We start from the raw sequence: 24,680 nt of genomic DNA on the forward strand, positions 1-24,680 counted from the left end.
ATGGACGACGCCTACATCCTCATCAACGAGAAGAAGCTCTCCTCGCTGAACGAGCTGCTGCCGCTGCTCGAGGCCGTAGTGCAGAGCGGCAAGCCGCTCGTGATTATCGCGGAAGACGTCGAAGGCGAAGCCCTCGCCACCCTCGTCGTGAACCGTCTGCGTGGCGGCCTGAAGGTCGCTGCCGTCAAGGCTCCGGGCTTCGGCGATCGCCGCAAGGCGATGCTGCAGGACATCGCGATCCTGACCGGCGGCCAGGCCATCTCGGAAGACCTTGGCATCAAGCTCGAGAACGTCACGCTCAACATGCTCGGTCGCGCCAAGAAGGTGATGATCGACAAGGAAAACACCACGATCGTCAGCGGCGCCGGCAAGAAGGCCGACATCGAGGCGCGCGTGGCGCAGATCAAGGCGCAGATCGAGGAGACCACCTCGGACTACGACCGTGAGAAGCTCCAGGAGCGTCTTGCCAAGCTCGCGGGCGGCGTCGCGGTGATCCGCGTCGGCGGCGCGACCGAGGTCGAGGTGAAGGAGCGCAAGGATCGCGTTGATGACGCGATGCATGCGACCCGCGCGGCTGTGGAAGAGGGTATCGTCCCGGGCGGCGGCGTCGCCCTGCTCCGTGCTTCCGAGCAGCTCAGGGGGCTGCGCACCAAGAACGACGATCAAAAGACCGGCGTCGAGATCGTGCGCAAGGCACTGTCGGCTCCCGCCCGCCAGATCGCGATCAACGCCGGTGAAGACGGTTCCGTCATCGTTGGCAAGATCCTGGAGAAGGAGCAGTACGCCTATGGCTTCGACTCGCAGACGGGCGAGTATGGCAACCTGGTCACCAAGGGCATTATCGACCCGACCAAGGTCGTGCGCACCGCGATCCAGAACGCTGCCTCCGTGGCGGCGCTGCTGATCACTACCGAGGCCATGGTCGCCGAGCTGCCGAAGAAGAACACCGGCGCGCCCCCAATGCCTCCGGGCGGCGGCATGGGCGGCATGGACTTCTGATCCAACTTTCTCTGAAGTGAAATCCCCGGCAGAAAAATGCCGGGGTCTTTTTTTGCTTGCGCTTTTTCAAGTTCGTTACTCTGCCAGTATGAACAGACCATACCGAACGACGTTGCGTGCCCCGATGACAAGCAAGTGCCGGAGATAGGAATCGCCTTGCTTCGTTATGCGGCCGAGCCGGTCTTTCCCGCCGGTGGAGGTCAAGTTAGGCGCCAGGCCCAGCCAAGCCGCGAACTCTCGCCCGGAGCGGAACATGGTCGGGTCCGGCACGGTCGCGGCGAGGGCCGTGGCCGTTACGGGACCGATGCCGGGAATCGAGGACAGCAACTTCGCCATCGGATTTACTCTCTGAATGTCAGCCAGCTCACGCTCGATGGCCTCGGCCTGCCGGTCCAATTCCTTCAGTTGGTTCACAAGAACAGTCACTGCGATGCGGGCATGGGTCGGTAGCGTCAGCTCCTCATCGTTCAGCAAGTCCACCAGACCATCCACTCTTTGCCGGCCTTGCCCGATACCGAATTCAGCAAAATGAGCTCGGCTCCGGTCTCAGCCAAGGCTTGATCTTGGGGGGCCTGAGGTCGTCAGAGATGTAGTCGGTCGAAGGAGGGTATGGCGCAACAGTCGGCGAGACGGGGCCGGAAGAACCAGGTGTACTCATCGTGTCCAGAGCACGCGTTTATGATTTGGTTTCGGTCCGCGAACTCCCATACGGGCCCGCAGCTTCATCGCTGCACCATCAGAGGCCGGACAGATGGCAGCATCCGACTACGTGCCGATCTTCTTCAAAAATCGCTTGCATCTCGCGGGGCGTCCACAGATGAGTACGTGGCCTAATTTTCAAGCCAATTGACTTCATCTTGTCCCTCTCACGGCCTACGAGCCGCCTAATTTTTGCTCGTTTCAGGCTTGCACAAATTTATCAAACATTCGCGAGGAGAAGGGCGGATGAGCGGTAACACCGATCTCGAAAGCAAAGTCGTCGCTGCGTTGCGACAATATCGCGGGGCCCTCACACGGGTGGAACATCTGGAACGAGAGGATTCCGACGCGCATCGAGCACTGACGCGCACGCTCGTCGATTTGCGTCATGCCATGCGAGGCGAAGCGGCGCCGAATCTCAAGGACAGCCTATTCGAGACCGGCGCGACAGTCGTTGCGCGGTCTGACGAAGCGCGAAACGCCCTGGTGGAGGCGACTGCGAAATTAGAGTTCGCCCGCCTAGCTTTGGCCGCCCTAGAACGGCAATTAGGATACATCCGTTTCGATGGGACGAATCACAAATAGACACCGGCGGCTTGTCTGAACGGACGACCTGTTTCAGAGAGTTGGATCGGGTGGCAAACAACTGATGCGCTCCAGCGTGAGAGTGTCTCACACTATCAAAACCCTTTCCGATCAATTCGGAGCGCCGGCATTCGCATCGACGGGCTCGCGTTCCAGCCAAAATCCGGCTCCTTGAAACCAGACCTTTTCTGCATCGTCGGAGCCGGGATCACCGACGTGCAGCGCGCGAATCGGAACCTTGCCAGGCGGCAGGCCTTCGAGCGCGGCATGCAGACGTTTTCCAGCATTCTCGTCGCGTCCACCCATGCAAGGATAAACAGACACGGTACCAATCGAAGAGGCCTCGAACTGGTTTCGACGCCGGACCACATGGAGAAGAAAGCCCCTCCAGGATTCATCGGTCAGCGGCATCATAAGCCGGCCGCCTTCGGCAAGGCGATCGAGCCAGCGCCGGGATGGGTGGGTGGATCCGGCGAATGCGATGACCACATCGAGTTCGCCGACGTCCACCGTCCGGCCATCGCCCGAGATGACATCGACGTGCGGCCAGGTCGCGAGGTTCGCCCGGGCCTGCGAGGGCAGCATTGGGTCGGTTTCAACCGCCGTCACGCGACCAGTGGAGCCGACAATCTCGGCCAGTACCGCGGAATAGTACCCGGTCCCGGCGCCGACCTGGAGCACGCGTTCGCCCCGCGCGATGTCGAGATGCTCCAAGTTGCGCGCCCAGAAGCTGGGCATCCCATTGTTGAGATTGCGGCTCGCGTCGATCGTCACGAGAACGTCATGATAGACCCAGCGCGGGTCGGTATCGGGGGTCAGGAATGCGTCGCTGTACGGGTCCGAGATGATGCGCCACGGCCCAAGGCCCACGAATTGCTCGCGAGGAACAGACGCAAATGCCTCGATCACATGGGCGTTGCGCTGGACCGGGACTTTGTATCGCAGGTCTTCTGCATACCAGCGGCGCGCCGCTGCCAACGTGTCGTCCATGCACTGGGCTCGGTGAAGCGCATATATCGTGTGACCATGGAAACATTGACGATAGCTCCCAAAGCTGATGACCGGGGTGCCCACGCGGCTGATGTCGCGTCCGCCATCGATGCAATGTCCGACGTCGACCTCGTGCGACTAGAAGCTCTGGCGCGGCTGTGGAGCCGCGACTTGCCGGGAGGACTCGGCTGGAGCGACATCCTCCACGAAGCGATTGCACGCGCCCTCGACGGCTCGCGCCCCTGGCCGCCCGACGTCCCCATCCTGGCGTTCCTGTCGGGCGTCATGCGCAGCATCTGCAACGACCATTGGCGGCGTGCGCGGCTCGAGCAAAGGCTACTTGTGAGCCGCGATGATCCGGACCAGCGAAGCTGGTCCTGTGAGGAAGCCGATGAGGTGCCCGATCCTGAGCGGGTCCTTGCCGCCGCACAGACGCTGGCCAACATCTATCGGCTGTTCGAAGCCGATCCGCTAGCGCTGAAGATCATCGCGGGCATGGCTGACGGCCTGGCGGTCAGGGAGATTTGCAGGGTCTACGATATGTCCAAGCTCGACTACGACACGACGCGACGGCGGATGCGACGCACCTTGCTGCGCCATCAACAGAACTGGAGCAAGTGATGACACGCTGGCACCCTGCTCTCGATTTGGCCCGCCTGCTCGACTCATTGAGCAAGGAAGTCCTCGCAGCGACCGATGAGGAGGTACGGCAGACCTCTGCTCTGCAAGGATGGACAATCGCCAACACCGCCCGCGTGGTCAGAGAAGTGATCAAGGCCGCGCACGGGACGTGAGTGGGAGCCTTAATCGAAATTGTGATCTGAGCGAGACTGATGCCAAGCGACGGCCGATGCGCGCGGGCCGCGGCTCGTTGCACAATCAGCGGCATTGAGCGAGCCGGAGGGAAGATGCGGCATCGCTCACGCGCCGCCGAATTTCCAGACCGGGATTCCGAGCTTCTTGGCCTTATCGGCGAGATTGTCTTGAATACCGGTGCCGGGGAAGTGCAACACGCCGATGGGTAGGGTCTCCAGCATCGCATCGTTGCGTTTGAACGGAGCGCCCTTGGCATGCTTCGTCCAGTCGGGCCTGAAGGCGATCTGCGAAACCTTGCGATTGTCGGCCCACTTGGCGGCGATCAGCTCGGCGCCCTTGGGCGATCCGCCGTGCAGCAGCACCATGTCCGCATGCTTGGCATGCACCTGGTCTAGTTTAGCCCAGATCAACCGGTGATCATTGAAGTCAAGTCCACCGGTCAGCGCCACCTTCGGTCCTGCAGGCAGAAGCACCTGGTTGTCGGCGCGCTTCTTCGCGGCGAGGAAATCGCGGCTGTCGATCATCGCCGAGGTCAGATTGCGGTGGTTGACCTTCGACCCGTTGCGCGGCCGCCAGGCGGAATGGGTGTGGCGTTCGAACTCGTCGGCGGCCTGGTCGCGCATCAGTTCGAAGGCGTTGCGTCGCTCGATCAGCGTCTGCCCTTCCGCCGTCAATCGCTCCAGCTCGACGGATTTGATCTCGCTGCCGTCCTGCTCCCGCTGCGAGCGCTGCTGCGCCAGCTCGTTGTCGTCGAGCTCGCGCTCGATCCTGTCGACGGCACGATGGAAGACGTTCGCCGTCGACCAGAGCAGGTCTTCGAGGTCCGGCTCAAGACGGGTATCGGACAGCGTCACCACCAGGGCATCGAAGATATCGGCGATGCTGCCGGCGAAGACTCGCCCTTCAGGGAGCTTCCGGGGATCGGGCTCATCGTGGAAGGGACAGTAGCCATAGAGCTGGAGTTCCTGGAGGACCTGATCGGTCGGGGATGAGCTTTGGTGCGGCTCGAAATCGTTGTCGTGGTCGGTAGTCATCGCGGCTTTCCCTCGTCGGATCGACCGCCCATCGCGGCCTTCATGGCGACGAAAGCGGCAGGCGGAACGGACTTGCACCCGCAGCGCAGCGGAGGGCCGCAGCCTTGGCGGAGGGCCGAAGGGAGCCGACTATTTTGCCTCGCGGTGTAAAGGCGGCTCTGCCGCCGACGGAAAATAGTCGGCCCACGAGGTTGCCGGTCCGGACCGCTTGCCGCCCGATCGCCCTCTCAGAAGTCCGTGGGTGCGGTCCTCTCCGCCGCCGAGGGGAAGCAGGACCAACGGCCTCGTGGTATAACGAAGCGGCGCATCGCCCCTCGTCCCTCGTTCCGGCTATGCCGCCAGCTCCATAAAGCGTGCGACGTCCTGCGCCGCGATCTGCACGCGGCTCGTGGCCCGAAGGGCGTCAAATCCGAGCAGGCGAAGATCCTCGTTGAAGTCGCCAAGCCGTGGCGAGATCACGATCGCCTCGATCCCGGCCCCCTGCGCCCGGTCGATCAAGGTCGCCATGGCGCCGTCACCAGCAGGATCGTCGTCGCGGGCGATGTAGAGCCGGTGGAGCGTGTCCGGGAGAAGGATGGCGGAGAGATGCGCCGCCGAGAGGGCTGCGACCATCGGCATCGTCGGCAGGATGCTGCGGAGCGACAGCATCGTCTCGATGCCCTCGCCGGCTGCTATGACTTCATCAGCTACGCCAAATCGAACGGCGTGACCAAGCAGGTCGCCCATCGCCCGTTTCGGGGTGTCGATCCGCGCCTTGCCGAGCGTTTTCTCTCTGAAGCCGTCGGGGTCAAGCCAGGTGCGGTGCGCGCCGGTCAGGTGGCCGGAGAGATCGGTGACGGCGGCGATCATCGCCGGCCAGGTCTCGGTCGGACTGTGGTCGTCGGGCCTGTAGTAGCACCGCGGGTGAAAACGCAGACTTCCGGTTTCGTCCAAAGACGTAATGCCGCGATTGCGGAGATACGCTTCCCCCGCATCATTCGTGTTGGGCGGTCCGGCACATCGCATTATCGCGGCGATCGAGAAAGCGCCGTAAGCGGAAGCCGTAGTCTTTCGTTGCATCACGCCGGTCCACGCATCGGATTGATGATCTGGACGCCGGCAAAGTCTTTCTCGTTGTCTGTCACCACGCTGCAATCGTTCGCGCTGGCGACGGCAGCGACGATCATATCGAGCCCGCTGCGTGGCCGGCCGACGGCTCTTCCTTCCGCCATCAATTCCGCCCAGATGAGGGCCGCATTCTCGTCGAACGGCAGGATGCGATCCGCGAACAAAGCTCGAGGCCCCTCCGGACCAGAGAACCAGGCATCAAGCGCTGCGCGCTTTTTACCGCTCGGCTTCTCCAGGATGCCGCGCCGGACTTCCGCGATCGTAAGTGATGCGATGAACAGATCCTCATCTCGCTGTGCTGCCATCCAAGCCATTAGCGGCTCTGACGGCTGCGGCTTGACGGCGTTACTGATGATGTTGGTGTCGAGAAGATAGCGAGTCACAGATCGACCTGGCGCCCTTCTTGGCGCGGGCGCGTCAGGTCGAGATCGGCGCCGACAAGTGGTGAGCGACGCAATGCGTTCAAGATGCCTCCGGGCTTGGGGGGCTCGCCAGAAACGGCCTGTTGAACCGTGCGTCGGAGATTACCAGCTTCTGGCCCTTCCTCGCTCAGCTTACGCGCAAGCACTCTGATGAGGTCGCGATCGGTCTCGAGGGCTTGGAGTTCGAACCGCACAATGCCACGCTTCGTCAGCCGGGATCGGTAATTTTCGATCGCCCTTTTCTGTGCGCTCTTGCTCACTGATCACCTCCATATCTGGATATATAGCCGAATCTTCGGCTCGCTGCAAGGCCGCGGCTCTTGTAATCCCGAGCGCGGCACAGATAAAAAGAGGGCGGAGATGTGCGTCACGTCGCGATCAAGGAAATGGGCGGTTTGGACACGCCATCACGGAAATGTTTGCTGTACGCTCGGCTTTGCGCCAGCCCGATTTGCTACGCTTCTCATCTCGGATCAGCGCGCGACTACGATGCAACACACTGATATTACGAGAAGTTTGTCCTTGTCTTGGAAGTGTAACTCGCGATCTCCGGGCAATGGCGAGGACGCGGCGGTGGCGCGAGCGAGAGGAACGACAGCCGAAAAGCTTCGCGTGGTCGTCGATGCGGCGCCCGGAACCACGGTTGCATCCGTCGCGTCCAACCCTGATCCTCGCCTTCTCAATCTGGTGCGATTGCTCGCCCGGCAAGCCGCGCGGGATTTCGTTCGAGCCGAAACCAACAGCCGGAAGCATGACCGTCTCCCGGACTAAGGAGGCGTCATGAAGATCGCACTTTACGCCCGCTACTCGTCCGACAATCAGCGCGACGAATCGATTGAAGATCAGTTGCGGCTCTGCCGCCTCCACGCTGAGAAGCAAGGTTGGACAGTGGCCGACAGCTACACGGATCGAGCGATCTCCGGCGCATCGCTGCTTCGCCCTGGTATCCAGGAACTGATCAGTGACGCTATGCGCGGAAAGTTTGCGGTTGTGCTTGCCGAGGCGATGAACCGCCTCAGCCGCGATCAGGAAGATATTGCTGGGCTCTTTAAGCGCATGGCCTTCGCCGGGGTACGGATTGTCACCCTCTCGGAAGGAGACGTCACGCATCTCCACGTCGGACTGAAGGGCACGATGAACGCCCTGTTCTTGAAGGACTTGGCCGACAAGACGCGACGAGGCTTGCGCGGTCGCGTCGAGGGCGGAAAGTCCGGCGGCGGACTCTGCTTCGGTTATGATGTCGTCAAACAGTTCGCCGCAAATGGAGAGCTGCTCCGAGGTGACCGCACAATCAACGGAGCCGAAGCGGCTGTCGTTCGACGTATCTTCGCAGATTACCTGCCGGCAAGTCCTCGCGAACAATCGCTTTCGAGCTGAACCGCGACGGTGTGCCCGGACCACAGGGCGCTGAATGGGGACCATCGACCATTCACGGCAACCCAAAGCGCGGCGTTGGCATCCTCAACAACGAGCTCTATGTCGGCCGCCTCGTGTGGAATCGGCTTCGCTATCTCAAAGACCCGGATACCGCAAAGCGCGTTTCTCGGCTGAACCCCGAATCCGAATGGGTGATCCAAGAAGTCCCCGAGCTGCGCATTGTCGATCGGGAAAGATGGGATGCGGTCAAGGCGCGTCAGCAGACGCTCGCCTACGAGCAGTCAGCACCCGGCGAGAACAGGCTCAATGATCGCCGCCGGCCCAATACCTCTTCGCCGGCCTCGTGAAGTGCGGATGCTGCGCCGGCGGGTACACGATGATTTCGAAGCACCTGCTCGGCTGCGCAACGGCGCGCAACAAGGGAACGTGCAATAACCGCTTGAACATCCGGCGCGACGCGCTGGAGGCGTCCGTATTGAGCGGCCTCCGCACGCATCTCATGGAACCCGAATTGTTTAAGGAATTCTGCCAAGAGTTTACCCGGGAGGTTAATCGGCTGAGGATCGAGCGCGGAGCCGATATCGAGGCGCAAAGGCGCGAGCTCGAGCGGACTGAGCGCGAGTTGGATAAGGGGGTACAAGCTATCCTTGAGGGTGTACCGGGGGCAAAGTTGAAGGACAAGATTGGTGCTCTGGAAGAGCGCAAGGCCGAGTTGGTCGACCTCCTTGCGAACGCGGAGGAGCCGCCGCCCCTCCTCCATCCGAATATGGCGGAGATCTACCATCAACGCGTGGCCGCCCTGTACGAGAGCCTGCAAAGTGAAGGCGAGAGAGCCGAAGCAGCGGAGGTTTGCCGCACGTTGGTCGATCAGGTGACGCTCGTCCCCAATGGCGAAGAGCTGGCGATCATATTGCGCGGAGATCTGGCCGCGATCCTGCGCTTTGCGGCGGGCAAGAAAAACCCCGACTTCTTTTCGGAGGCCGGGGCTCTGGATGGCTTGCTATCGCAAGCATCAGTGGTTGCGGGGACCTGCACCGTCTCAAATCGCTGGGTTGGGCCCACGGCCTGAAAAGGTGAATCGGTCGGCCGATCCGTGGATTATAACGAGAAGATAGTTTATCGATTTGGTTCTGAATTGCGCTACGGAGTTGGTGGTCCCAGTAGGACGTTGTCAATCAGTCGGGTCGAACCAACGTAGGCTGCGACACAGAGCGCCGCCGGAAACCGCAGGGGACTCTCGGTGCGCTTGAGCGTGTCACCGTCGACAAGTTCAAGATATTGCAGCCGATCAACTGTCTCAAGTTGCCGCTCGGCGATCGCAATCAGCTTCTCCACCTCGCGCACTCCTGCGCGGAATTCTTCCGCCGCGGCGAACAGTCCACGACTGATGGCAACGGCTCGCCCACGTTCTTCCTTGCTGAGATACCGATTGCGGCTGCTCATCGCGAGCCCGTCCGGTTCCCGAACGGTTGGCACTGTGACGATCTTGATGGGAAGATTGAGATCTGTCGCCATGCGACGCACGACCGCGCATTGCTGAAAATCCTTTTGCCCGAAAAACACGACGGCCGGATGCACCATGTTGAACAGCTTGCACACGACGGTCGCCACGCCCCGAAAATGCCCAGGCCTGAAAGCCCCGCAGAGTGGTTTCGCCAGTTCGCCCGGCTCGACGAAGGTCTCGAATTGAGCCGGATAGACCTCCTGTGCACCCGGCGCGAACACAATCGCAACACCGGCATCGCGGCACAATTTTTCATCGCGCACGAAATCGCGAGGATAGCTGCTGAGATCCTCGTTTGGTCCGAACTGAGTCGGATTGACGAAAATGCTAACTACGGTGACATCGCATTGCGCTCGGCTCGCCTCGACCAGGGCCAGATGGCCATCGTGCAAATACCCCATTGTAGGCACTAACCCGACGCGTTTGCCCGCGCTGCAAGCCGCCCCGAGCTCACGACGAAGCTCAGCGACCGTGGTAATCGTCTGCATCGTTGCACCTTACATCAGGTTGGGTTGGGAGGAGCCCAGGTTGCGATAATGTGACTCAGGCTTTCAGGAAGCCGATAGCACTCCTGCGGCGCCGGGAACGCACCGGTGCGGACATCGGCAGCCCAGCGCGAGAGCGCCTCTTGTAACATCTGAAAACCATCTGCATAGGCGCGAACGAATTTGGGCCGATGACCTATGGTTAGCCCCAGCACGTCATGGAATACGAGCACTTGGCCCGAGCAGTCGGGACCCGCGCCGATTCCGATGGTTGGTATCGATAGCGATGCGGTCGCTCGCTGGGCTAGCTCGGCCGGAATGCCTTCAAGCACCAACGCGAAGCATCCGGCCTCCTGCAGACGGTGAGCGTCATCGAGCAGCCGTAAAGCGTCATCGGCGTTCCGGCCCTGCACCTTGAATCCGCCCATGACATTGACGCTTTGCGGGGTGAGGCCGAGATGGCCCATGACAGGAATTTCGCAATCGACCAAGGCACGCACCATTTCCACGCGTTTGGCCCCGCCCTCGAGTTTCACGGCATCTGCGCCTCGCTGCAGGAACCCTCCAGCGTTGCGTATCGTCTCCTCCGGACCAAGGTGAAAGCTAAGAAACGGCAGATCGGCCACGAGCAGGGCACGGGGCCTTGTGCGTGCAACAGCCTCCAGATGATGGTTCATCATTGCCATGCTGACCGGCAACGTGTTGTCGAATCCGAGACAGACATTGCCAACACTGTCGCCCACAAGAATGATGTCGACGATTGGGTCGGCGATGCCTGCCGTAACCGCATCATAGGCGGTGGTCATGGTGACACGCCGCCGCTCCTGCTTCCACCGCTGCAAGATTGGAATTGTGACCCGCTCAACTGACACTTCCGAAGCGTGGCTCATTTTTGATACGTTCCATCAACTAGGCGAACGGTAATCCGATGTTGCGAGCGACGCGGCTGAGTATTACGCGCATCCTGGGGACCATGCTTTCGTATGGAGGACAAGAGAAAACTGTCAACCGTGAAAGGAAGAAAGAAACATATGTCTCCAAGGTCGCGACCGAGTGCACAAACATTCCAATGGTCGCGCAACCACCAAGCAAGAACTTCCAAAATTCAAATTGTCATGTGGAAGCAGCTTGAGTCACGCCGCGCCTCAGGGCGCGCTGGGGCGGTCGGAGCCATTCCAGATGAGAGCGCACCGGACGACGCAGGGTGCCCTGATGTAGTCGTGCCGAAGCGCTGCGATTAGCTTATGCTCTTCCAGTGGCGGAAAGGTGAAGCTGTGGTCAGTCGGGGTCCGGGTCAGTGGTCCCGCGGACTCACGTCATGCTGTCGACACCGCCTTGACGCTTCTCCAGGAGTTCGTCCGTTTCCGCGGTTGTTGGCTCACGCCATTGCACGCTGCCCGCGCCACAGATGATCTCTTGGTCGAGCCGCATCAGCGCTTCGCGAGCGATGACGGCGATGTCAGAGCGCAGGGTGCTGGCCTGCTTGGTTGCCGCCACCCTGCAAAGCAGGTCGAGGTCCGACCAACCCGCAAATGAATGACCCGCGATCGCGTTCTTCTTCACGTAGCCGAGGCCATTCTCCATCTTGCTTTACGTGCGCGCCCGATACGCAGCGCGGGCGCGCGGACGGAAGCCCCAATGCTTCGCGAACGCAATGAGCTTGTCGTTAAATTGAACCGACCGGCTCACTGCGTCATGGCGCACCACGAGCGCGCGTGGGTTACCGCACAAAAACGCCACCCTTTCGTCAGCGCTGGCATCTACCGGATGTTGTAGTAGACGTGCGATCTGCATGGCACCCGCGACTAATGCACGCGGAGACGTCTTCTGGCTTGTGATTTTTTGCATTTGTCGCCGCCTGGATCATGGTCTGGTGCTGCAGGTCGGCTGCGGCGCGCAAGCGATGACATCGATTGTGCAAGAACCGACACAGCTGCGTGGCCGGCGCTGTTCGCATGGCCGGTCAAGGTCAGTCGTCGAACATTTTGAGGCTCTTGCCTATACTGAGATAGATCGGGACTTAGCGGCACGTTGCGGATATTTCACAGGGCCGTGCAGTGTCGTGCTTGGCGTATTCGAACGTTCGATGGATGCTGAATTTCCTTCAGTGCGGACTGGAGCTTGCAACATACTATGCCCCACCAACCCTAACCATGTTGCAGCAAAAGCAACGGCCCGATCAACCGGCGGCCGATCAAACCGCCTCCTCACCGCTCCGCCGATCGGTTGACCGCAGCCAACCATATTCACACTTGCTGTTTTCAATTTTCCTTCCACAGCAATGGCCCTTACACGACGATCTACAATCGCTTCATCGCTGGGCCAAGCGAGGACGATGTTGCGCAATCTTCGAAGCGCTGGCCAAGCCTGGCAAAGATGGGGTTGTGCTGTCGCTCGATTCGACCTCGATTAAAGCTCACCGGTGTGCCTCCGGCGGAAAAGGGGGGGGGGAGCACAATCAAGCAATCGGCCGCTCGCGCGCAGGCCGCACGACGAAACTCCATACGCTGAGCGATCCCTTTGCCAGCCGGTCGTCCTGCATCTGACGGCAGGCCAGGGTGCCGATATCGCAGCGGCTCCCGAAGTCCTGGCGCTCGCGCCACCTATCAGTGCGCTTTTCGCCGACAAAGTGTATGACGGCGACAAGCTTCGCGGCGAAATCATTCATCGCGGCGCGAAACCCGTAATCCCTAAAAAATCTGACCGTGTTGCCATCCAGCGCTTCAACAAATGCGCCTACAAAGGCCGAAACGTCTCGAACACTGCTTTTGCAGGCTCAAGGACTTGCGGCGCATCGCCCCGCGGTGCGACAAGCTCGGCCGGAATTTCTTGGCCGCTGCGCATCTTGCCGCTCTCGTCGGATATTGGCTCAATTGAACCTGGATCCTAGTCTTCTTGAGCGCGGCGGCCCTTGAATTTCTTCTGGGTCCGGAATTTGACGGCGGCCAGCCCAAGCGGAGCCCTTCAGTCGTCACCGCCAGGCTCGAGTGCATCAGGATGCCGCAAACCGCGTGCGACCTCAGGCAGCCCGCCTTGTCCCCGGCCGCTGTTTATGCTCTTCGTGATTCCGATCGGTCGGAGTTCTATCTTTGATAGCTGAACTCGGTCGTATCATGGAGCACTAGAACCGGACCGCCGGCGGCAATCGTGCGCTCACGCGCCGATTGAAAGTGGCCCGCCAGAATGTCCGCTTCGCTGACCCGGTCATTAGAGAAGAAGTGATAAGCTGCCTTGGTATTCGCCCAATTGGCAGACGAGCGGAATACTTTCTCCGATGGCGCTTCCAATCTGCGTGAGCAGCGGAATCTGTCGCCGAGCCGCGCGTCCCTAAACTGGCATCCACTAGTCTCGCGATCAATCCAACATTCACCGCCTAAAAATCGCAAACGGCCTTTTGCCGATCGATCCCTCAATGTGAGCCCCATAGAGCCCCCCCTCGCGCATCAGGTGCTCAGCAAGGAATCACAATTGATTCTTCAAGGTTTTGCTGATCAGCGGATCAGCTCAAGCGGAGAAAGTTATGGGTAATTGAAAGCCGGTCAACCGCGCCAGTCGCGGCGCTCCGCGCCTGCCTGGCGCACCAAAATAGGCCCCGGCCCATAGGCCAAGGCCTTCGATCCACCTTTTAACGATAGATCAGTATTTGAGAAGAATCGGGCCGCCAAACTTATAGTTGAGCCCTGCCGTCATAAGATCGAGATCCTGGCGGATGCGGTCGACCCCACCAGCGGGCTCGGTGAAGCCCACCATGGTTGGCCGCATGAACAGGTGTGCGTACTCGAATCCAATCGACCAATTGGGTGCGAAGCCGTACTCGAAACCGGCTGCCAACGCGCCGCCCCAAAGAACGTGCTTGCTTTCTCCACCTAACTCGCCCGTCGTCCAGATGACCCGAAACGTATTGCTCGTCACCGCGGCGCCGCCTTTGGCGTAAAGCAGTACGTTGTCGAAGGCATAACCGATCTGCCCCGTTACCAGGCCGAACGCATCAATCTTGGTCTGGTTGATATCCAAAAAAGCAACGCTGGGATTCCAACCAGTCAATGAGCCCAGTTCCCCTGGCCTTCAACACCAAGCACGATCGGGCCCGTCTGCCATCGATAGCCGATCTGCCCGCCCACGCTTCCGCTGGTGGCATCATGGCAGCCCTCAGGCTTGCCACCATCGGAATCCCAGCAATTCGAGCTTGAACCAAAGCCGCCGTTCATACCGACGTTGTAGCCGCTCCAGTCGTAGATTGCAGCCGCGACAGGCCGCGGAGCATTGGTGTAGAGAGGCTTGGCGGGCTGCGCAGCCAGATCCGAGCCGAATGCGGGCACCAACGCGCCAAGCCCCACAATGCTCACAGTCGCAAGCAACAAGTTCTTCATTTCTACTCTCATCTCTTCAGTGCTCCGAGCCTCATGCGTCTCAACAACGTCCGCGCGAATTGCTGTAACTGCATCGCAACATTTGCGCTGAAAGAAATGCGTGAACCGAACGCTGCGTCAGGTTGCGGTGCAGATCATCTCCAACAGCGTCGCAATCCACCTTCGCGTGCGAGCATAGATAGCGGCCGCTGATTTCAGCGGAGTAAGCGCACGCAAGTCAGATCGTCGCAAGCCACACCGCAAGTGAGAAGAGTGAAGCGGTTTGCAAAACTCTTGCTCTTGTCCCGTGCCGCCACTAAAGACCCCGTTACGACCATGCTCGTGTTGCACCCACCGGCTCCGAGAGATCAGATGACTATTCGATTGAATCAATGTCCTGCAGGTGCTGACCCGTTCGTCGCAGATGCCGCTGTGTCCCGCGGTCGACCGAGCATGCGAAACACAACCTCCGCCCTCGGCGGATGAAGGATGCGGCCCCTTATTGGTTGAGCGAGCCGTTCTCCACCCGAGGCTTCCTACCACACCGCCAATGCCGAGATCGCCGATAACGCTTGCCGACCGGTGGTGGCCAGCGGCCGCGGTGTGTTCATCTTCTGAGCTGAAGTTCTGAGTCGATAAAGGACAGCGAGCATGTTCGTTTCATTCTTCCCTCGACCAAAGTTGTTCTTTGCGTCGTCAATTCTTTGGACGGCGTTGGCGATGGCGTTTTGGTATGTATTTGCCGGCAATCTCTTTCAAGCCCCGGAGAAGCCGGTCGGGCTTGCGACGTTCTGGTCGGCCTCGGCGCTGTGGTTTGATCTCTATTTTGCGCTGGCCGTTACGGTGTTCGCGGCGGCATGGATGTTATTTGCCCCCCATCCCTGGGCGACGTGGTCCATTCTTGGTTCGGCGCTGATCCTGTTCACCTCTTACTTTCAGGTCCAGGTCTCGGTCGCGATCAACAGCTGGTATGGACCGTTCTACGACCTGGTCCAGGCTGCGCTTTCGAAATCGGCGCCGGTCACGGTTGAGCAGTTCTACAACGAATTGTCGACCTTTGCCGGTATCGCGCTCGTGGCCGTCGTGGTCGGCGTGATGACGCGATTCTTCGTCAGCCACTACATCTTCCGCTGGCGCACAGCGATGAACGATTTTTATGTCGCCAACTGGCCACGGCTGCGCACGATCGAAGGCGCCTCCCAGCGCATCCAGGAAGACACCATGCGCTTCGCCAGCACCATGGAAGGTCTAGGCGTCAATCTCATCAGCGCGGTGCTGACACTGTTGGCCTTCCTGCCGGTTCTGGTGAGGCTGTCCAGCAACGTCACGGAGCTGCCTCTGTTCGGCTCGATTGCCTATCCGCTGGTGTTCGCCGCGGTGATCTGGTCGATCCTGGGCACCGGCGTTCTCGCGCTTATCGGCATCCGCCTGCCCGGAATTGAATTTCTCAACCAGCGGGTCGAAGCGGCCTATCGCAAGGAGCTCGTGCTCGGCGAGGATGATACGGCGCGTGCCAATGCGCCGACATTGAGCGTACTGTTTAGAGACATTCGCAGGAATTACTTCCGGCTCTATCTGAACTTCATGTACTTCAATATCGGCCGGATCGTCTATCTGCAGACTGACGTCATCTTTCCTTATCTGCTGCTTGCGCCCACAATCATCGCGGGCAGGATCACCCTCGGCGCGATGAACCAGATCCTCAACGCGTTCAAGCAAGTGCGAACCTCGTTTCAGTATCTCGTCAACTCCTGGAGCACGATCGTCGAACTGATCTCGATTTATCAGCGCCTGCGGAGCTTTGAGGCAAAGATCCACGGTGGGCTACTGCCGTCGATCGAGATAAGGAAGCAAGCCACATGATTCCTATAGCTGTAGGGTGTTGACGGACACCTGACCTTCCGTTCCGCGTCAATCGGTCGCAACGCTGCTGAATTGCTTAAGTTGTGAGAAGGGGCACTCGAGAGAATGGCGCTCGGCGTGGAGGAACTTAGCAGCTGCATATCGGAACCCCCGTGACGTGTTGTTGTGGATGACGGCTAGCGCGCTGTTGCAGCGCGCGGACTGAGGCAAAGGGGCGGCGGATGGCTGTAGGGGCCATTACAGCCGCCGCGGGTAAGCTACAAAGCAGCCGCGTCGCGTTCGACCTCCGGTCGACCCAGCGGGTTCATGACACCGAAGACTTGCTCCGAGAAAACAGCCATGAATCTGATTTTCTCCTGGAAATGGGTTCTCAGAGTCCACACCGCCTAGTTCTACAAATAAGTACCACCGTGTCGTAAGTTCGACAGTGTGAGTCAGACACGCCTCAACGGTGTTGTCCCGCGAGCAATCATAATTGTGTCACACATGGCACCGGACAGTGACTGACTAGCCAGAACGACCATGCGGGATGCTTCAAACTTGATCCGCTCCATGGAATACGGTGCTAAACAGGGGGGTAGGCATTATGTGGGGCGGCGAGCCCTGGTGACCGCCGGATGTGTTGGTGTCCATTCTGGTTCTGGCGGAACGGTAATCGAGCCCAGTGGCACCCAAGCACGTTCTAGCGTCACTGGATCGCGCAGCTGGGCGAAAGTTTCGGTGCGAATATCGAGCCACTCGAACCAGCGATCCTGGACGGCGACAAGCTGGGCTGGCCGGAGCACGCCGAAATTATCTCGAAGAGAAATTCTTATCACCGTAAGCTCAACTGTGAACCGTGCCAGAAGAGTTCAAGATGATGTTGCGTCGTGTTTCAACTACCAGAACCGGGATTTGACAACTCTGAGCCTGCGGACCAATCCGTTTCCGCCGAGCCGGAGCTCTGGCCGTGAACATGACCGCCAGATTGAGCAGCGTGGATTCACAAGCGTGGCTCGCCGACTATAGCAACCGCGCCGCACATCCGGCTCAAAAGGCGCGACGAGCTCCTAAGCCGGAATTGGCGCGATCGGAACAAGCAATCCACTAAGGCTGCCCAATTCACGGCTCGGCGATCCTCACCAAATGCTTTACGAACTTTTGTTGATAGCGTCAGCAAGCGTCGACTTGAAAACCAAAGGACCTATCCGCAGGATGCTTTCTTAAGCCGTCATGCATCCAGAATGAGCGGAGCACGAACTGTCACATTACCGAAACCTAGCTCTTGTACTAAGGCTCGGCCGTGTCTCCCTTATTCCTCCCGCTCCCTGGAGCGAAGAAGGTTTATTCCGCACGGCTTTCCGGGGCCACCGGCCAGGCGGGCCGGAGCCGAGGTCGGCCAGATCTCCGTTGTTTTTGGATTAGCGCCATGACACCGAAAACCAAACTATGCGCTTTGTTGCGAGGTGTTCTGGACGATGCGATCGGGATGGTGCCCGAAGCAAACCGGACGTCTTCGTTGAAGGCGTGCCTCGCCGAAAAGGTATTAGCTCTGGCCGCAAAAGGTCACTTGGATCCAACTGTCTTGACGCGTCTCGCGCTACGGAGTCTGCAGGAATCCTGTTGTGGTTGCTACGGGTGCGAACTGCAGAACCCCTTCGAGGTGTGAAGGACCGAGAATGAACTCCAAACCTATTCCCCGCGCTCTGGCGTGGCTGACCGCCCGGGTTTCGGCGGGTTGCAAGGCGACGCGAGATTAGAGGTCTGCCCGGCCATGGAGCTTGCGCCCGGCAGCGATGCCATCTGAGCGCGAGGGTTATGGCGTCCTGGCCGGAGAAACTCGGGTCAGTCCTGCTGTGGATGCCGCCTTGCTTCATCATGAGGTCGCCCGTGTCCGCGGCTTTCACTGACGTCATTGCGCCCCGCCCGCGGCACAGATGGATTTCTCCTCTGTCCGCATCGGCGCTTGGCGCGCGATATCGGCGATGTCGGAGGGCAGGCTGCTCGCCTGCTCGGTTGCCGCTAGTAGCCGAAGCGGGCGAGGCCGAGTGATCCGAAAGATCGGACGGGCCGGTGAGATGTTGGAAAGCCGAGCTGCCTATCGTCCGGGTTCGCGAAGACGCGGATGAGTCGATCTATTATGTCCTCAACGCTTGCAGGCGGACTCTTGCCGTGGCCGCCTCAGCGGAGGCAGCTGTGTTCGACGATCTCGTCTGCCTCGATTGCGACGGCGATGCGCCGCTTACCCTGGCAAGGCGGCAGCCGCAAGCCAAGCAGTATCATTCCCGCGGCATCGACGCAGGTTCCGAGCTCGTCGCCCTTGCGACTACCCCTCTCCACGATTACGGCTGACTTTCGGTGTCGAGTGTGCTCAGCGCGGAGCCGGCGGTTCCCCGCGAAGTGCTGAGCTTGCCGTCCGGAGAAGGAGGGGTCGCAGGCCAGCGAAAGGGGCCGGGATCGCGCAGGCGGCGCTTGAATCTCACGTCGGAATTGCCTGAATGGCCGGGCTCTGAGCGGGCCATGCTTCCCTTCAAATGGCCCCGGCTAGGCCGGGGCCATCGACAGAACTACGGATCAATATTTCAGGAGAATCGGACCGCCAAACTTATAGTTGACCCGTACCGTGATAAGGTCGAGATCCTCGCGGATGCGATCGGCCCCACCAATGTTCCCGCTGAATTTCACCGTGCGGGGCTGGAAGAACAGGTGGTCGTACTCGAAGCCCACCGTCCAGTTCGGTGCGATGCCGTGCTCGAATCCGACCCCCAACACACCGCCCCAAAGAACGTCACTTTTCCTAGCGGCTCCTGCCACGGTCGAGCTGATCTGATGGATGTTGCTCGTGACTGCGGCGCCGCCTTTGCCGTAAAGTACGTTATTCCCAAAGGCATAACCAATCTGCCCCGTCATGAGACCGAACGCGTCAATCTTAGTCTGGTTGGTAGTATCGGAAAACGCGATGCTTTGATTGGACCCGGTCAAATCAGCCCAGTTGCCCTGGCCCTCAACACCCAGCACGATCTGGCCCATCTGCCATCGATAGCCGATCTGGAGGCCCACGCTACCGCCTGTCGGATGATGACAGCCCTCGGGCGTGCTGCCAAGGTACTCCCAACAACTCTCGCCTGAGCTCAGACCACCGTTCACGCCGAAATAGTAAGCACTCCAATCGTAGATTGCAGCCGCGACAGGTCCTGGAGCGGTGGTGTAGAGAGGCCTGATGGGTTGCGCAGGCAGATCAGCACTGAATGCGGGGGCCACCGCAGCAAGCGCCACCGTACTGACTGTCATAAGCAACAAGTTCTTCATTTCTATTCCCATGTCTTGAGTGCCCCCGAGCCGGCTGCGTCTTAACAACGTGCACGCAAATTGCTGTAACTGCATCGCAACATTGGCGCTGGAAGAAATGCGTGAATCAAACGCCGCGTCAGGTTGCGGCGTTGCACATATCTCCAACTCCTTGACATGCCCCTTCGCTTGCGAGCGTAGATCAGCGCGGTGTCCTGCCTCTTGCGCACCCGACAGCTTGACGGCATCGCTCCACGTCGCGACGTAGTAGCGTGGTAGGTCGACGGGGCGCCCGGTAAGTGCGTGTTCCAGCCGTTCGTGATCACGGAGTCCAAGCCATCGTGATCGCCCATTCCAGAGCATCGTGATCACCGTTTCCAGCCGATCGTGATCGCTATTTCAGCGATTGCGATCGGGGGGAACCAGGAGGCGCGCACCGCTGACAGTCTGCAACCCAGCTACCTTGGTCTTTTGCCTAACTCCGACTGCTTCAGCTATGCGAACGCTACAAGCAATGGGCCGGCCCCCTCAAGCCCATCCTGTCCCCAGGTCCATGTCGCCGGCGAGAAGCTGTTCGTCGACTATTCCGGCCAGGCCATGGAGCTGGGTTGACGGAGTACGATACACGCCAGTCCTGCTCCGGCTCCGCGAACGAAACCGTCAAAGCAGGAGCGATCGGTTGGGCTTTCGGTCAGGGGCGGCGCCGACGGAGCAACGAACCCGGAAACTCTCACGCAAATAACCGCACACGTTCTTAATGTGGGTCAGTGGTGTGAGGTCCGCGATAGGATCTCCCGAAATCAGGCTCATAAGTGCCGCGGTTTCGCCCATGGCACAAGTACGGGTCTAATTAGGTTGTGGGCGCGTCCGCTCCGCGGACGGGGCTCTATGAGCCAGCTTGCCGAGCCATGCTGTCTCGGCCCTTCGGATCACGATGCCTCGCGCAAGCCATAAAGTGCTCCTCGCCGGGGGCACTCGGAAAACGGGCTCGCCTGTGGCGAGCGTTATCACGGCCCCGTTCCCGCGTACCGCTCAAACACCGGTGTTGTCGCTGCACTCGTCCCGCATGCCCCTTCGGGCCGCTATGCTCGCGGCCGGGCTGACATTTCTCTCGAGGCGAGCTAGGTGAACACTGAAGCTGATCCCGAAGGCGCTGCGGCTCGCCATGAAAGGGACGTAGAAAAATCTGCGCTTGTTCACGCTATCGCCCTCCAGCGCCCCAACGAAATCAAGAACTTGGCATTCTGTTGCGATATCGTCAAACCAGAGTTTTCCGGCATCGTCTATCACGCCAATTATTTGCGCTTCATGGAGCGCGGACGGACCAATCATCTGCGGCTGATGGGCGCCGAGCAGCAGGCATTGTTCGAGCAGGCGGAGACGGAAGACGCAAGCTTCGCCTTCGTGGTGCGCTCGATGCATCTCGATTTCCTCAAGCCTGCCCGGATGGACGACGTGCTCGACGTCGTGACCTGGCCGGTCGCCGTGAAGGGCGCCTCGATCATGCTGGCGCAGGAGGTGCGGCGCGGGGAAAACGTGCTGGTGAAAGCCGAGGTGCGTGTCGCGTTCATCAGCGGCGGCCGCGCCCAGCCGATCCCGAAGTCCATCCGCGCCTTGATGAAGGCTGATCTGATTTCGTAATCGGGCGATAGCGGACGGCCTCTCGACTCCCCCGCGGGCGGCGATAGATTGCACTCCCGCCAACCGATGAGGCCCTCATGTCGCGCCCGCCGCTTCCGCCCTTTACCCGTGAGACCGCAGCGCAAAAGGCGCGTATGGCCGAGGATGCCTGGAATTCGCGCGACCCGGTGCGCGTCTCGCTCGCCTATACCGAGGACAGCCGCTGGCGCAATCGCTCCGAGGTTTTTCAGGGGCGCGACGCCATCGTCGCGTTCCTCACCCGCAAATGGGAGAAGGAGTACGACTACCGGCTGATCAAGGACCTCTGGGCGTTCGACGAAAACCGCATCGCCGTGCGCTTCCAGTACGAATGGCACGATGCGAGCGGCCAGTGGTATCGCTCCTACGGCAACGAGCAGTGGGAGTTCGACGAGCACGGCCTGATGCAGCGGCGCGAGGCCTCGATCAACGACGTGGTGATTGCGGAGAAGGACCGGCGGTTTCACTGGCCGGCACCGGGGCCGAGGCCTGCGGACGTGGCGGGGTTGGGGACGGATCCGTTCTGAGGCCTATCAAGACGAGCTTGTCGCTTTCTTCCCCTCTCCCCTTGTGGGAGAGGGTGGCTCGCCGCGAAGCGGCGAGACGGGTGAGGGGTCTCTCTCAGCGAGCACCTCTCGCGATTGAATCCGCGGATAGAGACCCCTCATCCGGCGCTTCGCGCCACCTTCTCCCGCAAGGGGAGAAGGGAAGAGTCTGCGTGGCGAGAGCTGCGGACTACAGTGACGCACGCCTTGCCAGAAATCTCGTAATCGCCCCACCAAGCTTGGCGTGATCCATCGGCTCCGCCAGTGACTTCCTCGCCGTGGCAACGACCGCGTCCGGCGCTTTGCCGTCGCGCAGCTCGCAGCACACCTGCGCAAACTGCACGTCGAATTCCGGATGGGGTTGCACCGACAGCGTCGCGCCGTTGGCGTAGAGCAGGCCGGCATGCGGGGTGAAATCGGAGGAGAGGATCGTCAGCGCATCGTTGGGCGGCTCGATCACCTGGTCCTGATGCGAGCAGGCGATGGCGACCGCTGCGCCGTCGACGACGCCGTTGTCCGGCAGCACCTGATAGACGTGCCGGCCGATGCCCCAGCCCTTCTCCGATTTGCGCACGGTGCCGCCGAGCGCCTGCGCGATCAGCTGATGACCGAAGCAGATGCCGACCATCGGTGTCCTGTTGGCGTAGGCCGCGCGCACGAAATCTTCCAGCGGCGCGATCCAGTCGAGCCCGTCATAGACGCCGGCGGCTGCGCCGGTGATCAGCACCGCCTCCAAACTGCGCAGATCGGGCAGCGTATCGCCGTTTGGGATGCTGACGATTTCGACCGCAACTGTCGGATCCTCGGCGCGGACCATGCGCTCGAACATGTCGGGGAACGAACCGTGGCGCTCGCGATATTTTTGTGGGACCTGCCCGGTCTCGATGATGGTGATGCGTGCCATGTGCCCTCCGGTAAAGGTCAAGCTCAGTCGCTTCCTGCCCCATGTTGCTGGTGTGGCGCTGTGCGCTCCAGCAGTGCACTCTCTTTCCGGACCTCGTTGAGAAACGCCTTGGCCAGGCGCGACAGCGGCTCGGCTTCCGACCATAGCATATAGGCCACCGCGTGCGTCGTCGGCGCGAACGGCCGCACGATGAGGCCGGTCCCGCCGTTCTGCCGCGGCGAGAAGGGATCGACCACGGCGGCGCCGACGCCGGCGGCGGCGAGCACGCAGGCCGTGTTGCAGTAGCGCACCTCGACGGTCGGTTGGAACGGCGCGCCGGCGCGGGCAAAACTGTCACGCACAGCTTCACCGAGGCGCGTGCCGCGCTCAAGCCCGATGAAGGGCAGGCCGGACAGGTCGGCTGCCGAGATCACCGGCCGATCGACGAGCGGGTGCTGCGGCGGCAGCACGCACACCATCTCGCCGGTGTGCACCACCTCATGGGCGATGCCTGGATGATGTGTCAGCCCGAGCGCGAAGCCGAGCTCGGCGACGCGGTTGAGCACGCCTTCGATGATACCCTCATAGCGCCGCACGTCGAAGAACACCCGCGTCTCCGGGCGGCGGCGCAGGAAGGCTGACAGGGCCGAGGGGATGATGCTGTAGGCGAGCGGCGGCGTCGCGACCAGCGCGAGATGCCCGGAGCGGTTCTCGCGCAGATCGCGCACGCGGTTCTCGAGCTTTGCGTGCAGCGCGAAGATCGCCTCGCTCTCCTTGTAGAGCGCCATCGCTTCCGTGGTCGGAAACAGCCGGTTGTTGACGCGTTCGAACAGCGCAAAACCTGCCTGCGCCTCCATCGTCTTCAGCGCGTTGCTGACGGCAGGCTGCGACAACGCCAGCTCGTCGGCGGCCGCAACCGTGGTGCGGTGGCGGATGACGGCGCGGAGAATCTCGAGCTGGCGCAGGTTCATATCACTGCCGATTATACTCTGGGCCAAAACATCATAGCAGAACGAATTGATTTTGCAGCCCCGCTTCCGCGTAATGGCAGCGGATTTGCACGTGGCATCAAAGGGTTCATCCGCCCATTGAGGCGCCACTGCGCACAGATTGGAGGCAATCTTGGTTCGTGTCCTTCGCGCCGCCGCCGCACAGATGGGGCCGACGCAAAAAGCCGATACGCGCGAGCATACGGTGTCGCGGATGCTTGCGCTGCTGGAGGAGGCGGCCGGCCGCGGCGCCAGCCTCGTGGTGTTTCCCGAGCTTGCCTTCACCACATTCTTTCCGCGTTGGCTGCTCGAAGGCGAGGCGCTCGACCATTATTTCGAACGCGGCATGCCGAACCCGAACGTCGCCGCCTTGTTCGACCGTGCGCGTGCGCTGCGCGTCGGCTTCTATGTCGGCTATGCCGAGCTGACGCCGGATGGACGCCGCTACAATTGCGCCATCCTGGTCGATCGCGACGGCGAACTGCTCGGTCGCTATCGCAAGGTGCATCTGCCGGGCTCGGTCGAGCCGCGACAAGGTGCGCGCTACCAGCAGCTCGAGAAGCGCTATTTCGAATATGGCGACCTCGGCTTTCCGGCCTTCCGCTCCGGCTCGGCCTGGGCCCATGCCATCATGGGCATGATGATCTGCAACGATCGCCGCTGGCCGGAATCCTGGCGCGTGCTCGGCCTGCAGGGCGTCGAGCTCGTCTGCATCGGCTACAACTCGGCGGCCTATGATCCCAATGGCGGCAGCACGGAAGACGCCTCCTTGCGCACCTTCCACTCCACGCTGGTGACGCAGGCCAACGCCTACATGAACGCGACCTGGGCGATCTCGGTGGCGAAGGCAGGCGAGGAGGACGGCTCCGGGCTGATCGGCGGCTCCTGCATCGTCGATCCCAATGGCCGCATCGTTGCGCAGGCCGCAACGCTGACTGACGAGGTGATCGTCGCCGACATCGATCTCGACCTCTGCCGCCAGGGCAAGGACAAGATGTTCAACTTCGCCGCCCACCGGCGGCCGGAGCAATACAGGGTGATCACCGAACGCGCCGGCGTGATCGAACCCGCGGTTCTCGACGCAGACTGACAGGATGTTCCAACAAC

24 protein-coding genes and 4 pseudogenes are annotated in these 24,680 nt (G+C 60.8%); 12 read left to right on the plus strand and 16 right to left on the minus strand.

What is annotated here, in order from left to right:
* Positions 1 to 999 (plus strand): chaperonin GroEL (gene groEL / locus AC0L3U_RS27410; RefSeq protein ID WP_473363922.1); only part of this gene is annotated, 999 nt, incomplete at its 5' end.
* 99 nt (positions 1,000 to 1,098) lie between these two features.
* Here the strand turns inward: groEL and AC0L3U_RS27415 are convergent.
* Positions 1,099 to 1,536: pseudogene (locus AC0L3U_RS27415) on the minus strand (transposase); the annotation flags it as partial.
* A gap of 408 nt (positions 1,537 to 1,944) precedes the next feature.
* Between AC0L3U_RS27415 and AC0L3U_RS27420 the strand changes: the two are divergent.
* On the plus strand, positions 1,945 to 2,283 hold the full coding sequence (locus AC0L3U_RS27420; protein ID WP_259219203.1) for a hypothetical protein: 339 nt from the start codon (positions 1,945 to 1,947) through the stop codon (positions 2,281 to 2,283).
* Between the two features lie 111 nt (positions 2,284 to 2,394).
* On the opposite strand, the gene AC0L3U_RS27425 is transcribed toward AC0L3U_RS27420, so the two are convergent.
* The gene (locus AC0L3U_RS27425; protein ID WP_259219201.1) at positions 2,395 to 3,273 is read right to left on the minus strand and encodes a protein-L-isoaspartate O-methyltransferase family protein; all 879 of its coding nucleotides are present in this window, start codon (positions 3,271 to 3,273) and stop codon (positions 2,395 to 2,397) included.
* 114 nt (positions 3,274 to 3,387) lie between these two features.
* On the opposite strand from AC0L3U_RS27425, the gene AC0L3U_RS27430 reads away from it, so the two are divergent.
* A complete protein-coding gene (locus AC0L3U_RS27430; protein ID WP_259219200.1) occupies positions 3,388 to 3,894 on the plus strand; it encodes an RNA polymerase sigma factor in 507 nt (168 codons plus the stop codon).
* Positions 3,894 to 4,067, plus strand: coding sequence for a hypothetical protein (locus tag AC0L3U_RS27435; protein WP_259219199.1), 174 nt, complete (start codon positions 3,894 to 3,896; stop codon positions 4,065 to 4,067). The genes AC0L3U_RS27430 and AC0L3U_RS27435 overlap by 1 nt, the downstream gene beginning before the upstream one ends.
* Positions 4,068 to 4,193: 126 nt before the next feature.
* Here AC0L3U_RS27435 and AC0L3U_RS27440 read toward each other — a convergent pair whose 3' ends face one another.
* From AC0L3U_RS27440 to AC0L3U_RS27455, 4 genes and pseudogenes are all read right to left on the minus strand, one after another.
* Positions 4,194 to 5,123, minus strand: coding sequence for a DUF2493 domain-containing protein (locus tag AC0L3U_RS27440; RefSeq protein ID WP_259219198.1), 930 nt, complete (start codon positions 5,121 to 5,123; stop codon positions 4,194 to 4,196).
* A gap of 330 nt (positions 5,124 to 5,453) precedes the next feature.
* A pseudogene (locus tag AC0L3U_RS27445) lies at positions 5,454 to 6,176 on the minus strand (DUF7146 domain-containing protein); the annotation flags it as partial.
* A 5-nt stretch (positions 6,177 to 6,181) separates the two neighbouring features.
* Entirely contained in the window at positions 6,182 to 6,613 is a 432-nt protein-coding gene (locus tag AC0L3U_RS27450) for a type II toxin-antitoxin system VapC family toxin (protein WP_219682287.1), read from the minus strand.
* Positions 6,610 to 6,912, minus strand: coding sequence for a hypothetical protein (locus AC0L3U_RS27455; RefSeq protein WP_219682286.1), 303 nt, complete (start codon positions 6,910 to 6,912; stop codon positions 6,610 to 6,612). Before AC0L3U_RS27455 ends, AC0L3U_RS27450 begins: the two co-directional genes overlap by 4 nt.
* A 520-nt stretch (positions 6,913 to 7,432) precedes the next feature.
* Between AC0L3U_RS27455 and AC0L3U_RS27460 the strand changes: the two genes are divergently transcribed.
* From AC0L3U_RS27460 to AC0L3U_RS27470, 3 genes are read left to right on the plus strand one after another with little or no spacing between them, the layout of a single operon-like run.
* Positions 7,433 to 8,029, plus strand: coding sequence for a recombinase family protein (locus tag AC0L3U_RS27460; protein ID WP_259219197.1), 597 nt, complete (start codon positions 7,433 to 7,435; stop codon positions 8,027 to 8,029).
* On the plus strand, positions 8,026 to 8,376 hold the full coding sequence (locus AC0L3U_RS27465; RefSeq protein WP_246648870.1) for a recombinase family protein: 351 nt from the start codon (positions 8,026 to 8,028) through the stop codon (positions 8,374 to 8,376). The genes AC0L3U_RS27460 and AC0L3U_RS27465 overlap by 4 nt, the downstream gene beginning before the upstream one ends.
* A 29-nt stretch (positions 8,377 to 8,405) precedes the next feature.
* The gene (locus AC0L3U_RS27470) at positions 8,406 to 9,098 is read left to right on the plus strand and encodes a zinc ribbon domain-containing protein (protein WP_259219195.1); all 693 of its coding nucleotides are present in this window, start codon (positions 8,406 to 8,408) and stop codon (positions 9,096 to 9,098) included.
* Positions 9,099 to 9,169: 71 nt separating this feature from the next.
* Here the strand turns inward: AC0L3U_RS27470 and panC are convergent, their stop codons facing one another.
* From panC to AC0L3U_RS27490, 4 genes are all read right to left on the minus strand, one after another.
* Complete coding sequence (gene panC, locus AC0L3U_RS27475; protein ID WP_259219194.1) at positions 9,170 to 10,021, minus strand: pantoate--beta-alanine ligase; 852 nt, start codon at positions 10,019 to 10,021, stop codon at positions 9,170 to 9,172.
* A 14-nt stretch (positions 10,022 to 10,035) separates the two neighbouring features.
* On the minus strand, positions 10,036 to 10,908 hold the full coding sequence (gene panB, locus AC0L3U_RS27480; RefSeq protein ID WP_259219193.1) for a 3-methyl-2-oxobutanoate hydroxymethyltransferase: 873 nt from the start codon (positions 10,906 to 10,908) through the stop codon (positions 10,036 to 10,038).
* Between the two features lie 421 nt (positions 10,909 to 11,329).
* A complete protein-coding gene (locus AC0L3U_RS27485) occupies positions 11,330 to 11,602 on the minus strand; it encodes a phosphoribosyl-dephospho-CoA transferase MdcG domain-containing protein (protein WP_374762394.1) in 273 nt (90 codons plus the stop codon).
* A 6-nt stretch (positions 11,603 to 11,608) separates the two neighbouring features.
* Complete coding sequence (locus AC0L3U_RS27490; protein ID WP_374762393.1) at positions 11,609 to 11,866, minus strand: hypothetical protein; 258 nt, start codon at positions 11,864 to 11,866, stop codon at positions 11,609 to 11,611.
* A 435-nt stretch (positions 11,867 to 12,301) separates the two neighbouring features.
* Between AC0L3U_RS27490 and AC0L3U_RS27495 the strand changes: the two are divergent.
* A pseudogene (locus AC0L3U_RS27495) lies at positions 12,302 to 12,895 on the plus strand (IS5 family transposase); the annotation flags it as partial.
* A 206-nt stretch (positions 12,896 to 13,101) separates the two neighbouring features.
* On the opposite strand, the gene AC0L3U_RS27500 reads toward AC0L3U_RS27495, so the two are convergent.
* Both AC0L3U_RS27500 and AC0L3U_RS27505 read right to left on the minus strand, forming a co-directional pair.
* On the minus strand, positions 13,102 to 13,443 hold the full coding sequence (locus AC0L3U_RS27500) for a transposase DNA-binding-containing protein (protein ID WP_374762392.1): 342 nt from the start codon (positions 13,441 to 13,443) through the stop codon (positions 13,102 to 13,104).
* Positions 13,444 to 13,654: 211 nt separating this feature from the next.
* Positions 13,655 to 14,388, minus strand: a pseudogene (locus AC0L3U_RS27505) (outer membrane protein).
* A 630-nt stretch (positions 14,389 to 15,018) separates the two neighbouring features.
* Between AC0L3U_RS27505 and sbmA the strand changes: the two are divergent.
* A complete protein-coding gene (gene sbmA / locus AC0L3U_RS27510; RefSeq protein WP_473363923.1) occupies positions 15,019 to 16,230 on the plus strand; it encodes a peptide antibiotic transporter SbmA in 1,212 nt (403 codons plus the stop codon).
* Between the two features lie 2,160 nt (positions 16,231 to 18,390).
* Here the strand turns inward: sbmA and AC0L3U_RS27515 are convergent.
* Positions 18,391 to 18,492: a hypothetical protein gene (locus tag AC0L3U_RS27515; protein ID WP_369126693.1), complete on the minus strand. Its 102-nt coding sequence runs from the start codon at positions 18,490 to 18,492 to the stop codon at positions 18,391 to 18,393.
* A 291-nt stretch (positions 18,493 to 18,783) separates the two neighbouring features.
* Positions 18,784 to 19,518 carry an outer membrane protein gene (locus tag AC0L3U_RS27520; RefSeq protein WP_007596410.1) on the minus strand — a complete coding sequence of 245 codons (735 nt, stop codon included), beginning with the start codon at positions 19,516 to 19,518 and terminating at the stop codon, positions 18,784 to 18,786.
* Between the two features lie 1,215 nt (positions 19,519 to 20,733).
* Here AC0L3U_RS27520 and AC0L3U_RS27525 point away from each other — a divergent pair.
* Together AC0L3U_RS27525 and AC0L3U_RS27530 are read left to right on the plus strand one after the other, a co-directional pair.
* A complete protein-coding gene (locus AC0L3U_RS27525; protein WP_473363924.1) occupies positions 20,734 to 21,138 on the plus strand; it encodes a YbgC/FadM family acyl-CoA thioesterase in 405 nt (134 codons plus the stop codon).
* A gap of 77 nt (positions 21,139 to 21,215) precedes the next feature.
* Positions 21,216 to 21,683, plus strand: coding sequence for a nuclear transport factor 2 family protein (locus AC0L3U_RS27530; RefSeq protein WP_473363925.1), 468 nt, complete (start codon positions 21,216 to 21,218; stop codon positions 21,681 to 21,683).
* A 208-nt stretch (positions 21,684 to 21,891) separates the two neighbouring features.
* Here the strand turns inward: AC0L3U_RS27530 and AC0L3U_RS27535 are convergent, their stop codons facing one another.
* Both AC0L3U_RS27535 and AC0L3U_RS27540 read right to left on the minus strand, forming a co-directional pair.
* A complete protein-coding gene (locus AC0L3U_RS27535; RefSeq protein ID WP_473363926.1) occupies positions 21,892 to 22,605 on the minus strand; it encodes a type 1 glutamine amidotransferase in 714 nt (237 codons plus the stop codon).
* Between the two features lie 23 nt (positions 22,606 to 22,628).
* Positions 22,629 to 23,555 (minus strand): LysR family transcriptional regulator, encoded by a 927-nt coding sequence (locus AC0L3U_RS27540; protein WP_473363927.1) that lies wholly within the window; start codon positions 23,553 to 23,555, stop codon positions 22,629 to 22,631.
* 151 nt (positions 23,556 to 23,706) lie between these two features.
* Here AC0L3U_RS27540 and AC0L3U_RS27545 point away from each other — a divergent pair, with 151 nt between their 5' ends.
* Entirely contained in the window at positions 23,707 to 24,663 is a 957-nt protein-coding gene (locus AC0L3U_RS27545) for an N-carbamoyl-D-amino-acid hydrolase (protein ID WP_473363928.1), read from the plus strand.
* Positions 24,664 to 24,680 lie beyond the last annotated feature (17 nt).

This window comes from Bradyrhizobium sp. Kon69, from assembly GCF_055807515.1.